Source organism: Haloferax sp. Atlit-12N (genome assembly GCF_003383095.1).
Taxonomy (GTDB): Archaea; Halobacteriota; Halobacteria; order Halobacteriales; family Haloferacaceae; genus Haloferax.
The window spans coordinates 456,793-470,277 of the sequence record NZ_PSYW01000001.1; the positions used below are offsets into that span (position 1 = coordinate 456,793).

Below are 13,485 nucleotides of genomic sequence, written 5' to 3' on the forward strand. Positions count from 1 at the left end.
CGCCTGCGGTGTTCGAGTGAGTTGTCGCCCCTCGACGCGCCCGCAAACTCAAGCCTTAACCCGCGGCCGACCCCACGTGGGGGCATGGTCGAAACTGAGACGTACACCATCGAGGGACCGGACGGAGACACCGAAGCGCTCGAACTTCCCGCGGGCCTCGTCGACATCTTCTCGGAGCAGGGCGAAGACCCGACCGACGTCGTCGCCGACGTCGTCGTGCAGGCGTTCGCACAGCAGGCGCACGTCGTCGCTCACCACAGCGAGGGCGGCGCGCCGGCCGACATCGCCGAAATCAACGAGAAGATGGAAGAGCTGTTCGAGGACCGCTTCGGCGTCCCGCTCTCGGACGCGCTCGGCCACTCGCACTAAGCCGCGTTCGCGGCTCGCAGTTCGCTGTTTTCTCTGCCGTTCCGAGACGAAGGCGAGAGCCGCGCGTCTGAGCCGTCGTGGCGGGTCCGCCGCGCTCAGATGAACGCCAGCGGGACCATGATAGCGAAGCCGGCGACGAGCCCCGCGAACAGTTCGACCCGGCCGCCGCGCGGGAGGCGCTCGCCGAGTTCGAGCGCTTCGGGGATGAACTCCGTGAGCACGAGAAACACCATCGCGCCCGCCGCGAAGCCGAAGCCGAACGGGAGGAACTCCCGGGCGATGCGGACGAAGTAGAAGGCGATGACCGCGCCGATGGGCTGGGGCAGGCTGGAGAAGATAGCCCACCAGACGAGCTTCCAGTTCGAGACGTTCATCGACCGGAGCGGGATGGAGATGGCGAGCCCCTCGGGGACGTTGTGAATCGAGATGGCGATAGTCATGAACACCGCGAGCAGCGGGACGACGAAGCCGAACAGCTGGAAGCCGCCGTCGAGGCCGAGGTCGGCGAAGGAGACGCCGACGGCGACGCCCTCGGGGAAGCTGTGGACGGTGAGGATACCGAGAATCAACAGCAGTTTGCGGAAGTCGGCCTCCTCGTACTGCTTTGGGTTGACCTCCGCGCCCTCGATGACGTGGTGGGCGACGAGGACGAGCGCGACGCCCGCGAGCATCCCGATGCCGAGTTGGAGCGGGGTCCCGTTTGCGAGCCCCTCGAAGACGAGCCCGAACAGCGAAGCCGACACCATGATGCCCGAGGCGATGCCCCACAGCGCCACGTTCCAGCGGTCGCTCACGTCCGAGACGAAGAAGAACGGAATCGCGCCGAGACCGGTCGCAATAGCCGTGACGAGCCCGGCGAGAAAGACGAACGCGAGCGCAGAAAACTGGTCCATACCGAACCTAGTCGGCCGGAGCCGATAAGTATTATCATATTCCAGATATTTTTGGCGGGCCTAAACAATTGAGTATCCAGTAGAAGGCCTCAGATAGTTTAGACGGGTCAAAAAGTCCGATTTAGAGTTAGAATAGATATTCTGATATATGTCGGCACAGGTGGCGGCTCAGTGGCGGTAATCAGCGAAGAAAGGTGTCGGTTCCGCGGTGCGCTCGTACCGGGCGTACTGGACGCACCGGGCGGAGCGTGTTCAGTCGTCTGCGGGCGACGCGCCCTCGGGCGAGTCGCTGTCGCCGCCCATGGGCGAGACGGGGGTTGCCGCGACGGAGCGGGCCGAACCCATCCAGCGCTCGACGTTGGCCGAGACGTAGTCGCGCGCACCGAAGGCGACCGCGCCGCCGACGCCGATGGCGAGGGCCGCAGCGATACCCCACGCGAACGCCTGTGCGATGGTGAACAGGATGGCCACGTCGATGCCCATCGTGCTCAGACCGATGACGACGGCGGTGAAGTAGAGGAACATCCGGGTGCCGACCGCGAAGATGCTCGTGTACGGCGTCTCGGTCGCCGCGCGGGTCCGCGTGATGGCGTCACCGATGAAGTCGGCGACGACGAACCCGAGGACGATGACGAGCAGCCCGGCCACGAACGACGGCGCGTACGACGCCGCGGTCGAGACCCATTCGGAGAACAGGTCGACCGCGAGGACGTCGGCGGCCGCGAGGACGGCGATGGCGTAGACGAACCACTTGCCGAGCGTTCCGAACGCGCTCGAGACCGCCTTTTCGGTCCCACCGAGAATCTTCCCGACCGGCGTCGCCAACACCGCCTTGTCGACCTCGACGCGGTCGGCGACTCGCGTGATGAGTCGGGCGGCGATACTGCCGATGAACCAGCCGACGATGAGGATTAAGAGCGCGCCCACGAGTCGCGGGACGAACGCGAGCACGGCGTTAGTTAACTCTGCGATGGACTCGGTCAACGTGACTTGTAACGGGTACATGTTCCGGGTGGAATATCGCGCGCTTGATAGTTAGTTAAGAATAGTAGAACCGTGAATAAAATAATCTCGTAATCGGAACCCTCCGATTTCTCCGATACTCGGTGAAAACGGACGAACCGACGGCTTGCGGAGTGAGACGTCCGGTTCCCGTTCGACTCGCTCGTCGCCCGGACTGTCTTCGGTTCAGTCGCGTCCGCCGCGGTTTAATCCCAGCTTGATTCGTCACCGCGGTCGGTGGAACCGGCTCGCTCGTCGGCGAGACGGCCGAGCTGTGTCGCGATTTCCTCCATGGCGACGACGAGTCTGGCGGCGTACCAGAGGACGACGACGATGACGAGGAGGAACACCCACGCGAGAATCTGCTGGGCGATGAGAAGTGCGTAGGCGAGCGTCAGCGCGAGGAAGGCCGCGACGGCGACTTTCGCGCCCGGGGTCCGGTGGAGGGGAGTGTCGTCTGATGATGGCGACATAACCCGTCGTTTTCGGGGGATGACATTATGTGTTTGGCCGCTATGGGTTGGCGGCGACATGCTCCACCTGACGAGCGTAACCCGCCCAATTCTGTGGTATAAATCACGAACCATACCGATTAATTGCGCTACTGTAGCGTGCCACCAAAGGCCGTGAGACCGCCCACACCACCGAGTTTATCAGTCAATGACCGGAATCAACAACCAATGGGAGAGCTATCCGAATTGTTCGCGCCGAACCGAATCGCGGTGGTCGGTGCGACCGAGCGCGAAGGAGCAATCGGGCGGGCAATCATGGACAACCTCATCGACGAGTTCGACGGTGAGGTCGTTCCGGTCAACCCCAAGTACGACGAACTGTTCGGCCTGCAGTGCTACGGCGACGTCGGCGAGACGGACGCCGATCTCGCGGTCATCGTCGTTCCTCCGAAGGTCGTCCTGCCGGCGATGAAGTCCGCCGGGGAAGCGGGTATCCAGAACGTGGTCGTCATCACCGCCGGCTTCGGCGAGACAGGCAGCGAAGGTGCCGCCCGCGAGCAGGAACTCCGCGACATCGCCGAGGAGTACGACCTCAACGTCGTCGGCCCGAACAGTCTGGGCATCATGAACACGGACGTGGGCATGAACGCGACGTTCGGCCCCGACATGGCCCTCGACGGCAACATGTCCTTTATGAGCCAGTCGGGCGCGTTCATCACGGCCGTCATCGACTGGGCCAACGACGAGGACATCGGCTTCAAGGACATCGTCTCGCTGGGTAACAAGGCCGTCCTCGACGAGGCCGACTTCATCGAGGCGTGGAACGACGACCCCGACACCGAGGTCATCATCGGCTATCTCGAAGGCATCTCGGCGGGCCGCGAGTTCATCGACTCCGCCCGCGACGTGACGAAGGACACGCCCATCGTCCTCGTCAAGTCGGGCAAGACCGACGCCGGCGCGCAGGCCGCCTCCTCGCACACCGGCACCATCGCCGGCTCCGACGCCGCCTACGAGGCCGGCCTCGAACAGGCGGGCGTCATCCGCGCGGACTCCGTCCAGCACCTGTTCGACACCGCCCGCGTGCTGGGCGACCAGCCGCTCCCCGAGAACAAGGACGTGGCCGTCATCACGAACGCCGGCGGCCCCGGCGTCATGACGACCGACGCCATCGGCGAGTCGGAGCTGAAGATGGCCGACTTCACCGACGAGACGCTCGAAGCCTTCTCCGAGTCGCTCCCCGCCGAGGGGAACATCTACAACCCGGTCGACATCGTCGGCGACGCCGACAACGACCGGTTCAAGGAGGCCCTCGACGTGGCGCTCGCCGACGACAACGTCGGCATGGCGCTCGTCCTGACCTGTCCGACGGCCGTCCTCGACTACAATCAGCTCGCCGCCGACACCGTCAAACTCCAACAGAAGTACGACAAGCCCATCGCCGCCTGCTTCATGGGCGGCGAGCGCGTCGACGCCGCCTCCGACGTGATGAAGGACGCCGGCATCCCGAACTACTTCGACCCCTCCCGCGCCGTCGACGGCCTCGAGGCGCTCTCGAAGTACGCCGACATCCGCCAGCGCGAGTACGACGCGCCCACCGAGTTCGACGTGGACCGCGAGCGTGCCCGCGAAATCCTCGAAACGGTCAAGGACCGCGACGAGACCCGCCTCGGCGTCGAGGCGATGGAACTGCTCGACGCCTACGGCATCGAGACGCCGACGGGTGACATCGTCGACGACCCCGCGGACGCGCTCGAAGTCGCCGAAAACATCGACGGCAACGTCGTGATGAAAATCGTCAGCCCGGACATCCTCCACAAGTCCGACATCGGCGGCGTCAAGGTCGGCGTCGAAAACGAGGACGTCTACGACGCCTACGAGGACCTCATCACCCGCGCGAAGAACTACCAGCCCGACGCCAACATCCTCGGCGTGCAGGTCCAAGAGATGGTGAACCTCGACGACGGCGTCGAGACCATCGTCGGCATGAACCGCGACCCGCAGTTCGGCCCGCTCATGATGTTCGGTCTCGGCGGCATCTTCGTGGAAATCCTCGAGGACACGACGTTCCGCGTCGCGCCCGTCTCCGAGGTGGAAGCCGAGGACATGACGAAGGAAATCGACGCCGCACCGATGCTCCGCGGCGCCCGCGGGAACGACCCGGTGGACATCGGCGGCATCACGGAGACCATCCAGCGGCTCTCCCAACTCGTCACCGACTTCCCGGCCATCCTCGAACTCGACATCAACCCGCTCGTCGCGCTGCCGGACGGCGTGAAGGCCGTCGACGTTCGACTCACCGTCGACCCGGACGAACTTTAAACACTTCACCACCCTACCATTCAACAATGAACACGGTACTCGTCACCTCGACCGGAGAAAGCACCGGGAAGACCGCAATCACGCTCGCACTCGGCGTCCTCGCCAAGGAGCGTGGACTGGAAGTGGGCTACATGAAGCCCAAAGGGACCCGCCTGCAGTCCAGCACCGGCAAGACCCTCGACGAGGACCCGATGCTCGCCCGCGAACTGCTCGACATCGACGCCGAGATGCACCAGCTCGAACCCGTCGTCTACTCCCCGACGTTCATCCAGGGCGCGGTCCGCGGCAAGGAGAACGCCGAGGAGCTTTCCGAGGTCATCTCCCACCACTTCGAGGACATCTCGGCCGGCAAGGACCTGATGCTCATCGAGGGCGGTGGCTCCTACCGCACCGGCGGCATCGTGGACCTCACCGACGGCGACGTGGCGAACCTCCTCGACGCCGAGGTCGTCCTCGTCGCCGACTACCAGCACCCGAGCGACCTCGACGACGTGGTCGCGGCGGTCGATGACATCGGCCCCGACCGCCTCGCCGGCGTCGTCTTCAACCGCGTGAGCGACGCCTCCTACGACGAACTCGAAACCGAGGTCGCGCCGTTCCTCGAAGCCCGCGGCGTCCCCGTCCTCGGCGTCGTCCCGACCGAAAAGGACCTCGCGGGCGTCACCGTCGAGGAACTCGCGAACGAACTCGGCGCAGACTTCGCGACCGACGCGCCGACCGACGCCTTCGTCGAGCGCTTCCTCGTCGGCGCGATGGGAGGCGACGCGGCGCTCCGCTACTTCCGCCGCACGAAGAACGCCGCGGTCATCACCGGCGGCGACCGCGCGAACATCCAGCGCGCCGCGCTCGAAGCCCCCGGCGTCAAATGTATCATCCTCACCGGCGGCCACCGACCCGTCGGGGCCGTCATCGGCAAGGCCGAAGAGAAGGGCGTTCCGGTGCTCCTCGTCAACGGCGACACCCTCTCCGTGACCGACCGCGCCGAAGACATCGTCAGCACGGGGCGCACCCGCGACGAGCGCACAGTCAACCGGATGCGCGACCTGCTGTACGAACACGCCGACATCGACGCCATCATCGGAAACATCGAACCGTCCGGTGACGGCGCGACCGACGGCGACGACGAGTAACGACCGACGCGTCGACACCACCGACTGCGTTGCTTTTTTCAGACTTCTGACTCAGACCCCGTTTTCGTCGCGTTCGCGCCCGTCGAGGTACTCGTTAACGAGCGACGGCGCGCCCACGCCGACCGCGAGGAGCGCGAAAAACGAGAGGACGAACTGTCCGGTGGCCGCTTCGACGAGGTACGCGGCCGGGAGGGCGGCGAGAACGAACCCGGTGACGACGAGCGTCTGTCGGGAGACCATACGCCCGCCACGGTAGTCAGCGAGTTAACAGCTTTGTGCCTAACAGCGCCAGCCGCGGTCGGTGTCGTTCAGGAGTTCCGCGCCGTCGTCGGTGACGACGACGAGGTCTTCGATTCGGACGCCGAACTCGTCGGGGAGGTAGACGCCCGGTTCGACGCTGAAGACGTTCCCGACTTCGAGTTCGCGGTCGCTCCCGGCGACGATGTAGGGTTCCTCGTGCACGTCGAGACCGACGCCGTGGCCGGTCCGGTGGATGAAGTGGTCGCCGTAGCCCGCTTCCTCGATGACCTCGCGGGCCGCACGGTCGACGTCGCCGGCGGCGACGCCCGGTTCGACAGTCTCGACGGCGGCGGTCCGGGCGGCCTGCACGACGCCGTGGACCTCGGCGAACTCCGCGGGCGGTTCGCCGGCGAAGACGACCGTCCGCGTCTGGTCGCTCGGGTAGTGGTCGACAACCGTGCCGAAGTCGAGGACGACCGGGTCGCCCGACTCGATGACGCGGTCGCCGTGGCTGTGGTGGGGCATCGCGCCGTTCGGGCCGGAGCCGACGAGCGGGCCGAAGGGAATCCCTTCGCCGCCCTCGTCGGCGAGGAGGCGCTCGATTTCCGCGGCGAGTTCGTTTTCGGTCATGCCGACGGCGTCCGCGCCCATGTCGCGGACGCGCTCGACCGCGCGGTCGACGGCCGCCCCGGCGCGGCGGAGCGCGTCGAGTTCGGCGTCGTCCTTCCGCGCGCGGAGCGGGGCGACGACCTCGCTCGCGAGGCCGAAGTCCGCGTCGGGGAGCGCCGCCCGGAGGTCCTGCGAGAAGCGCGCCCACATCGTGTCGTCGACGAGGACGCGACCGCCGGCGAGGTCGAGGTCCGAGACGATGTCCGCGAGGGCGTCCCGCGGGTCGTCTTCGTCGCTCCACGTGCGCACGTCGGCGACCCACGACTCGGCGCGAACCTGCGTCTCGTAGAGGTCGGGGACGAGGAACGCCGGCGCACCCTCGCGGGGGACGAAAAGAAGTAGGTGGCGCTCTGCGGGTTCCTCGTCGAAGCCGGAGAGGTACAGCAGGTTTCGGCTGGGGAACAACACGGTCGCGTCGGCGTCCGCGTCGGCCAGTCGCTCCTGACAGGCGCGGGTCCGTCGTTCGAAGGGCGTCATGCGAGTCGATACGGGCGGCGGGAGAAAAGCGTGGGCGGTTCTACGCTCCGAGGTCGAGCGGGTCGTAGAGCTGGCCGGTGATAGATTCGAAGGCGTCGGAGGCAGTCGATGTTCGAGAGGACTGTCGGCGCGTAGACGACGCCCCGAACGTCGTCCAGCGAGTCGCCGACGAGCGACAGCAGGCGCTTTGCCAGCCAGTCGGCGACGACGATGACCGGGTACATCAGCTTCGTCCAGCCGTACAGGACGGGTGCGGTGTACTTCGCCACCGTGCGGGAGCGCTCGACACCGAGGTACGTCGGCACCTGTTCGCCGAGGACGACGTGCGAGAGGTTGATGACGACGAGCGCCAAGCCGACCGACAGCGACGTGTGGGAACCCGCCGCTCCGCCGCCGAGAACCGCGTTGAAGGTGGCCGCGACGGCCGGTTCGGCGACGACGCCGAGGCCGACGCTGGCGATGGTAATCCCGACCTGACAGCCCGAGAGGTACACCTCCAGCCGTTCGGTCATCTCCCACGCCAGTTCGAGACCGCGGGAGCCCTCGAAGGCGGACTCGTCGAACTGCGGGACGCGCGTCATCGCGAACTCCGAGACGACGAAGAAGGCGTTCGCAAGCAACAACACGAGGCCGCCGCCGAGCCGAAGCGCGGTTTCGACACCGACCATGTGAGCCGAGCGCTCGAACCCGACCCCCTGAGCATGTCGGCTCCGGTACGACGTTGTGGTTTTTCGAGGAATTATTTTAAACTCAAAAATGTGCCGTAACAACTATGTTTTTGACGGCCGCGGTGTTTGGTATGCGTCAGCAACACAGGCGGACGTTCCTGAAGCTGAGTGGTTCCCTCCTCGGCGGCGTCGCCGCCGGGTCGACCGTCGTCGCGGCCGAGCGGACCGACCGATTCATCGTCGACCTCGGTGGCAACGACGCGTCGGCGGCGACGAGCGCCGACCTTGAGGTCGTCTACGACCTCTCGCCGGCCGGTGTGGTTGTCGTCGAGGGAAGCGAACCGGCCGTCTCCGCGCTGAACGCGGCCTACGCGCCCGACGTGGAGATAGAACTCGACGCGCCGGCGGTCGAGGACGCGGCGCCGGCCGGTGCGGTCGACGAACCCGGCTACGACGCGCAGTGGGACAAACAGAGCCAGCGGATTCCCGCGGTCCACGACGTGACCCGCGGGGAGGGCGCGCGCGTCGCCGTCATCGACACCGGCGTCGCTGCCGACCACCCGGACCTCGAACACGCGGTCAACGCGTCGCTCTCGCGGAACTTCACCGGCGACGGCTTCGGCGCGGGCGTCCCCGCCGGCGGCGACCACGGCACCCACGTCGCGGGCATCGTCGCCGCGAACGACGGAAACGAGACGGGCGTCGTCGGCTCCGCGCCGGGTGCCGAACTCGTGGACTGCCGCGTGTTCTCACCGAACTCACTCGCTTCGTTCGCCGACATCCTCGCGGCCGTCGTCTACAGCGCCGAAATCGGCTGCGACGCCGCGAACCTCAGCCTCGGTGCCTACCCGGTCCCACGACAGGGCGAAGGGAAGTTCTACGGCAAAGTGCTGAACAAGACGCTGACCCACGCCAACCGCTCGGGGACCGTCGTCGTCGCCGCCGCCGGCAACGACAGCGCCGACCTCCAGCACGACGGCGGCATCATCAGCCTCCCCAACGAGGGGGCACAGGCGCTCAGCGTCAGCGCGACCGGCCCGAAGGGAATCGCCTTCGACGCCGGCGACGAAGAAGAGGGACCGAAGACCCCGGCGTTCTACACGAACTACGGGACCAACGCTGTCAGCGTGGCCGCGCCCGGCGGTGACGCCCTCCGCTCCGCGCAGGAGAGCCACCCCGACACGTGGTTCTACGACCTCGTCTACAACACCGTCTCGACGCCCGCCTACGACGACGACGGGAACTACGTCGGTTCGACGAACGGCTACGGCTGGAAGGCCGGCACCTCGATGGCCGCGCCGCAGGTGGCCGCCGCCGTCGCGCTCGTCCGCTCGGTCGACCCGGGCCTGAACGCGAATCAGGTCGCGTCGAAACTCGGGCGCACCGCGACCGTCCCCGAAGGGTCCGACAAGGAATACTACGGAGCCGGCTACCTCGACCCGCTGGCCGCTGTCACCGAGTAACGACCCCGGCGAGACACCTCTCAGACCCCGAGAGAGTCTCCAAGCGATGTGATACCTTAGCTCTCGAACACATTTATCTCGCGCGGCGTCGCATTGTCATTCATGAGTTGGAAAGCAATCGACGCCCTCGACGACGCCCGTGACGCCACGGCGTCGCTCCTCCTTCCCTTCGATGCGGGTCGATGGGCGCGCCTCGCACTCATCGCCCTCTTCGTCGGCGGCCTCGGCGGGAGCGGCGGTGCCGGAAGCAACACCGGGACGACCACCCCCACCGGAGGCGGGTCGACCGACATCCCGGTCGATTCGCTACCCGGGTTCGTGACGCCCGAAAACGTCTTCGCCGCCGTCATCGCGATTGCGGCGGTCGCCATCGTCCTCAGCATCGTCTGGTCGTTCATCGGCTCAGTGATGCAGTTCGTCCTCGTAGACGCCGTCGTCACGAAAGACGTGCGTATCCGCAAGCCGTTCCGCGAACGCTTCTGGCTCGGCGTCAGGCTGTTCGCGTTCCAAATCGGCCTGCTCGTCGCCGTCCTCGCGGTCATCGTGGTCCCGGTCGCGGCGGTGTTCCTCGGTTCCGTCGCGTTCACGCCCGCGGTGGCCCTCTTCGCCATCCCGCTCGTACTGCTCGGGCTCCTGTTGGTGTTCGTGGTCGCCATCGTCATGCAGTTGACGACCGACTTCGTCGTCCCGACGATGATGGCCGAAGACCGCACCCTCCTCTCGTCGTGGGGGCGGGTCGTCCCGGTGTTCCGCGCCGAGTTCTCCGAGTTCGGGCTGTACGTCATCGTCCGGTTCATCCTCGGCATCCTCGCGAGCATCGGTATCGGCATCGCGGCCCTCCTCGCCCTGCTCGTCGTCGCCATCCCCTTCGCAATCGTCGGCGGCGCGGCGTTCCTCGCGCTCAACGCCGCGAACGTCGCCTTGACCTCCGCGGTCGGGTTGGTCGTCTTCGGCGCGCTCGGGGTTCTGTTCGTCCTCGCGGCCGTCGCGGTCGGCGCGCTCGTCCAGATGCCCGTCGTGACGTACTTCCGGTACTACTCGCTGTTCTTACTCGGAAGCGCCGACGACTCGCTCGACCTCGTCTCGCAGTTCCGGTCCGACGACGACTCGTCGGCCCCGGAAGGCCCGACCCCCGCGTAAGGGCCGACGACTCGCTTTCGCCGCCCTGCGTCCTTTTTTCACGCCGTCGCCGACGTGACCGCCTCGCGGTCCAGCCGCACGAGGAGGACGAGAATCGGAATCATCAGTATGCCCCCGACGACGAAGGGTGCCCAGAACGCGATGCCGGTGTAGAGCCCGCCGGCCAGCGCCGGGCCGAACGTTCGGGCGAGACTCCCCGCGCTCTGGGTGAGGCCGAACGCGCCGCCCTGCTCGTCGCCCGTCGCCGAGCGGGAGACGAGCGTGTTCAAAGAGACGTTCGTGAGGGCGTTGCCGAACGACAGCGGCGTCATCACGACGAGGAGCGCGAGCACGCCCGCCGGGAGGACGGGACCGACCGGCAAGAGCGCTCCGAGGTCGGGGACGAACGCGCCCAGTTGGGGAGAAAAGGGGACGGCCGCGAGCGTGAGCACCTGAATCGCCGCGCCGCCGACTGCGAGTCGGTACTCGCCGAAGCGGTCAGTGAGCGGGCCGACGAGGCCGCCCTGCACGACCGCGAGGACGACGCCGACGTAGGTGAGGATGATGGCGTTCTCGGTCGCGCCGTAGCCGTACTGGTCGTTGGTGAGGAAGATGAACTGGCTTTCGAGCGCCGAGAAGGCAAAGGAGACGAGGAAAAAGGAGGCGACGAGCGTGCCCAGCCCGGGCGACCGGAGCGCCGAAAGGAGCTGTTGGACGCGGGACTCGCGGTCCTCGGATGGCGTCCCACGCGCGTCCGGCGGCCGCGACTCGGGCAGGACGAAGAACGCGACGACGAGGTTCGTCCCGGTGATGAGCGCGGCGGCGAAGCTCGGAAGCGAGAACTCGGAGACGGGGACGAACGCAGGAAGGATGTCCCGGGCGGCCGCGACGACCGGTTCGCTGGCGAAGAACCCGCCGAGCGCGGGGCCGAACACGAAGCCGAGGCCGAACGCGGCCCCGAGGAGGCCGAGCCCCTTCGCCCGGTCGTCCGCCGCGGTGATGTCGGCGATGTACGCCTGTGCGGTGGCGATGTTGCCGCCCATCGCGCCCGCGAGCATCCGCGCGGCGAACAACACCGCGAGCGACCCCGCGACGCCGAACAGGAGCCACGCCAGAACGCTCCCCGTGAGCGACAGGAGAAGCACGGGTCGCCGACCGCGGGAGTCCGACAGGCGGCCTAAAAACGGTGCGGCGAGGAACTGCATCGCAGAGTAGGAGGCGATGAGGAGGCTCCCGACGAACTCCGTCGCACCGAACGAGAGCGCGTACAGGGGGATTACCGGGATGAGGATACCGAAGCCGAGGAGGTCGACGAAGACGATGAAAAAGACCACCCCGAGCGCCCGACGCGGGTTCTCGACTGTCATCGTCTCCCCGTTGGCGGGGAGTCGAATAACCGCACCGATACCCCCCGTCTCGGGGGGTAAGCGGTGATTAATTAATACGTTGACAATCCTGAGTGTCAGTATGTCCTTCGAATGGGTCTCGTACTTCACGTGCGAGGAGTGTGGGTTGGAACGCCCGTCTCCGGAGGTGCCCTACGACCGCCTCGGGTACGCCGTCTGCCCGAGTTGCGGCGCTGAGACGCGCCCGGCCGTCTCAGCGACGGCAGACGCCTCGACGCTGGCGGATGGGTAGACACTTCGGGCTCGACGGTCACCTCCGGGTATGAGCTGGACGGAGGTCCGCCGAGACGACCGCATCGTAGAGTGGGAGCGAAGCGACGGCCACGCGACCATTCGGCTCCGTCACGGGCCGAACGCGTGGCACGTCAGGGTGGACCGACTCTATCAGTCTGCCGAGGGACGCGGCTACGAGGGCGAGCGGTTCGAGTCGGAGACGGCGGCCCGAGAGGCCGTCGACGCGTGGAAAGCCGAGTACGACGTGGAGAACTGAGCTACTGGAGTCGGCGCGTCGTCTCGACCAGCGGGTGTCGCGCGTAGTCGACGATATCGATGTCCGAGATAGATTTCAGACCCTCTTTTTCGGCGGTCCGCTGCATGCCGAGTTCGACGGGGTCGTCGATGACGATGACGTAGGCGTCCATCTCCTCGATGCCGATTCGGTCGGCCGCGAGGACGCGGTGGTGACCGTCGGCGAGGAGCAGCGTCCCGTTGTTGTCGATGACGACGAGCGGCTCCGCGAGACCGCGTTCGAGTTCGTACCGTCGACCGTCGAGTTCGTCGGCGTAGACGCGGGCCTGCGTGGGAATGAGGTTCGAAAGCGAGACCGTGCGGCGCTCTTGGTGGACCGTGATACCGTGAATCTGCTCGAGCGTCCGCATGAGTTTGCCCACTTTCTCCGGCGTCGCGCGCTCGATTTGGCTCCGGATGACGTCGGTGTTCGAGATGATGCCGACGAGGTTGCCCGCGTCGTCGACGACCGGGAGCTTCTGGATGCCCGACCGGAGGATGACGCGGGCGGCGTCGTTCACGTCCATCTCGGGGTGGGCGACGACGAGGTCCGTCGCCATCACCGTCTCGATGAGGGCGTCGTCGTCGGCGAGGAGGATATCGCGCGCCGTGACGAAGCCCTCGGCCTTGCGTCCGTCACAGACGGGAAATCCGTTGTGTCCGTCGCTCTCTGCGATGCGTTGGGCGACGTCCGCGACCGTGTTGGTCGGAGAGACGGTCTGGACCTCGCGCGTCATGTACTCCTTGACGGTCGCTTTGGTAGTCATC

14 protein-coding genes and 1 pseudogene are annotated in these 13,485 nt (G+C 66.6%); 7 read left to right on the forward strand and 8 right to left on the reverse strand.

The window, feature by feature from the left end; translation table 11 throughout:
- The first annotated feature begins 84 nt into the window (after positions 1-84).
- Positions 85-369: a hypothetical protein gene (locus tag C5B90_RS02425; RefSeq protein WP_008092543.1), complete on the forward strand. Its 285-nt coding sequence runs from the start codon at positions 85-87 to the stop codon at positions 367-369.
- Between the two features lie 95 nt (positions 370-464).
- Here the strand turns inward: C5B90_RS02425 and C5B90_RS02430 are convergent, their stop codons facing one another.
- The 3 genes from C5B90_RS02430 to C5B90_RS02440 all read right to left on the reverse strand — a co-directional run bounded on the left by C5B90_RS02430 (position 465) and on the right by C5B90_RS02440 (position 2,737).
- Positions 465-1,262: a ZIP family metal transporter gene (locus C5B90_RS02430; protein ID WP_115878827.1), complete on the reverse strand. Its 798-nt coding sequence runs from the start codon at positions 1,260-1,262 to the stop codon at positions 465-467.
- Between the two features lie 252 nt (positions 1,263-1,514).
- Positions 1,515-2,267: a hypothetical protein gene (locus C5B90_RS02435; RefSeq protein ID WP_115878829.1), complete on the reverse strand. Its 753-nt coding sequence runs from the start codon at positions 2,265-2,267 to the stop codon at positions 1,515-1,517.
- Between the two features lie 203 nt (positions 2,268-2,470).
- A complete protein-coding gene (locus C5B90_RS02440) occupies positions 2,471-2,737 on the reverse strand; it encodes a hypothetical protein (protein WP_115878831.1) in 267 nt (88 codons plus the stop codon).
- A 207-nt stretch (positions 2,738-2,944) separates the two neighbouring features.
- On the opposite strand from C5B90_RS02440, the gene C5B90_RS02445 reads away from it, so the two are divergent.
- Positions 2,945-5,038 (forward strand): acetate--CoA ligase family protein, encoded by a 2,094-nt coding sequence (locus tag C5B90_RS02445; protein WP_115878833.1) that lies wholly within the window; start codon positions 2,945-2,947, stop codon positions 5,036-5,038.
- Positions 5,039-5,064: 26 nt separating this feature from the next.
- Positions 5,065-6,168 carry a phosphotransacetylase family protein gene (locus C5B90_RS02450; protein ID WP_115878835.1) on the forward strand — a complete coding sequence of 368 codons (1,104 nt, stop codon included), beginning with the start codon at positions 5,065-5,067 and terminating at the stop codon, positions 6,166-6,168.
- A gap of 51 nt (positions 6,169-6,219) precedes the next feature.
- Here the strand turns inward: C5B90_RS02450 and C5B90_RS02455 are convergent, their stop codons facing one another.
- From C5B90_RS02455 to C5B90_RS02465, 3 genes and pseudogenes are all read right to left on the reverse strand, one after another.
- Entirely contained in the window at positions 6,220-6,408 is a 189-nt protein-coding gene (locus tag C5B90_RS02455) for a hypothetical protein (protein WP_115878837.1), read from the reverse strand.
- 39 nt (positions 6,409-6,447) lie between these two features.
- Positions 6,448-7,554, reverse strand: coding sequence for a Xaa-Pro peptidase family protein (locus C5B90_RS02460; RefSeq protein ID WP_115878839.1), 1,107 nt, complete (start codon positions 7,552-7,554; stop codon positions 6,448-6,450).
- 164 nt (positions 7,555-7,718) lie between these two features.
- Positions 7,719-8,222: pseudogene (locus C5B90_RS02465) on the reverse strand (CNNM domain-containing protein); the annotation flags it as partial.
- 131 nt (positions 8,223-8,353) lie between these two features.
- Here C5B90_RS02465 and C5B90_RS02470 point away from each other — a divergent pair.
- Positions 8,354-9,685 (forward strand): S8 family serine peptidase, encoded by a 1,332-nt coding sequence (locus C5B90_RS02470; protein WP_115878841.1) that lies wholly within the window; start codon positions 8,354-8,356, stop codon positions 9,683-9,685.
- Positions 9,686-9,787: 102 nt separating this feature from the next.
- Positions 9,788-10,825, forward strand: a complete 1,038-nt coding sequence (locus C5B90_RS02475; protein WP_115878843.1) for a hypothetical protein — start codon at positions 9,788-9,790, stop codon at positions 10,823-10,825.
- Between the two features lie 38 nt (positions 10,826-10,863).
- Here C5B90_RS02475 and C5B90_RS02480 read toward each other — a convergent pair whose 3' ends face one another.
- Positions 10,864-12,171: an MFS transporter gene (locus C5B90_RS02480; RefSeq protein WP_115878845.1), complete on the reverse strand. Its 1,308-nt coding sequence runs from the start codon at positions 12,169-12,171 to the stop codon at positions 10,864-10,866.
- A gap of 100 nt (positions 12,172-12,271) precedes the next feature.
- Between C5B90_RS02480 and C5B90_RS20705 the strand changes: the two genes are divergently transcribed.
- Together C5B90_RS20705 and C5B90_RS02485 are read left to right on the forward strand one after the other, a co-directional pair.
- The gene (locus C5B90_RS20705; protein WP_172795814.1) at positions 12,272-12,442 is read left to right on the forward strand and encodes a hypothetical protein; all 171 of its coding nucleotides are present in this window, start codon (positions 12,272-12,274) and stop codon (positions 12,440-12,442) included.
- A 30-nt stretch (positions 12,443-12,472) separates the two neighbouring features.
- Entirely contained in the window at positions 12,473-12,700 is a 228-nt protein-coding gene (locus C5B90_RS02485) for a hypothetical protein (RefSeq protein ID WP_115878847.1), read from the forward strand.
- 1 nt (position 12,701) lies between these two features.
- Here the strand turns inward: C5B90_RS02485 and C5B90_RS02490 are convergent, their stop codons facing one another.
- Complete coding sequence (locus C5B90_RS02490) at positions 12,702-13,484, reverse strand: CBS domain-containing protein (protein ID WP_115878849.1); 783 nt, start codon at positions 13,482-13,484, stop codon at positions 12,702-12,704.
- Between the last annotated feature and the right edge of the window lies 1 nt (position 13,485).

Excerpts from the sequence above, each read along its gene's own strand:
- C5B90_RS02425 (WP_008092543.1), top strand. The coding sequence starts at position 85 with ATGGTCGAAACTGAGACGTACACCATCGAGGGACCGGACGGAGACACC.
- C5B90_RS02430 (WP_115878827.1), bottom strand. The coding sequence starts at position 1,262 with ATGGACCAGTTTTCTGCGCTCGCGTTCGTCTTTCTCGCCGGGCTCGTC.
- C5B90_RS02435 (WP_115878829.1), bottom strand. The coding sequence starts at position 2,267 with ATGTACCCGTTACAAGTCACGTTGACCGAGTCCATCGCAGAGTTAACT.
- C5B90_RS02440 (WP_115878831.1), bottom strand. The coding sequence starts at position 2,737 with ATGTCGCCATCATCAGACGACACTCCCCTCCACCGGACCCCGGGCGCG.
- C5B90_RS02445 (WP_115878833.1), top strand. The coding sequence starts at position 2,945 with ATGGGAGAGCTATCCGAATTGTTCGCGCCGAACCGAATCGCGGTGGTC.
- C5B90_RS02450 (WP_115878835.1), top strand. The coding sequence starts at position 5,065 with ATGAACACGGTACTCGTCACCTCGACCGGAGAAAGCACCGGGAAGACC.
- C5B90_RS02455 (WP_115878837.1), bottom strand. The coding sequence starts at position 6,408 with ATGGTCTCCCGACAGACGCTCGTCGTCACCGGGTTCGTTCTCGCCGCC.
- C5B90_RS02460 (WP_115878839.1), bottom strand. The coding sequence starts at position 7,554 with ATGACGCCCTTCGAACGACGGACCCGCGCCTGTCAGGAGCGACTGGCC.
- C5B90_RS02470 (WP_115878841.1), top strand. The coding sequence starts at position 8,354 with ATGCGTCAGCAACACAGGCGGACGTTCCTGAAGCTGAGTGGTTCCCTC.
- C5B90_RS02475 (WP_115878843.1), top strand. The coding sequence starts at position 9,788 with ATGAGTTGGAAAGCAATCGACGCCCTCGACGACGCCCGTGACGCCACG.
- C5B90_RS02480 (WP_115878845.1), bottom strand. The coding sequence starts at position 12,171 with ATGACAGTCGAGAACCCGCGTCGGGCGCTCGGGGTGGTCTTTTTCATC.
- C5B90_RS20705 (WP_172795814.1), top strand. The coding sequence starts at position 12,272 with ATGTCCTTCGAATGGGTCTCGTACTTCACGTGCGAGGAGTGTGGGTTG.
- C5B90_RS02485 (WP_115878847.1), top strand. The coding sequence starts at position 12,473 with ATGAGCTGGACGGAGGTCCGCCGAGACGACCGCATCGTAGAGTGGGAG.
- C5B90_RS02490 (WP_115878849.1), bottom strand. The coding sequence starts at position 13,484 with ATGACTACCAAAGCGACCGTCAAGGAGTACATGACGCGCGAGGTCCAG.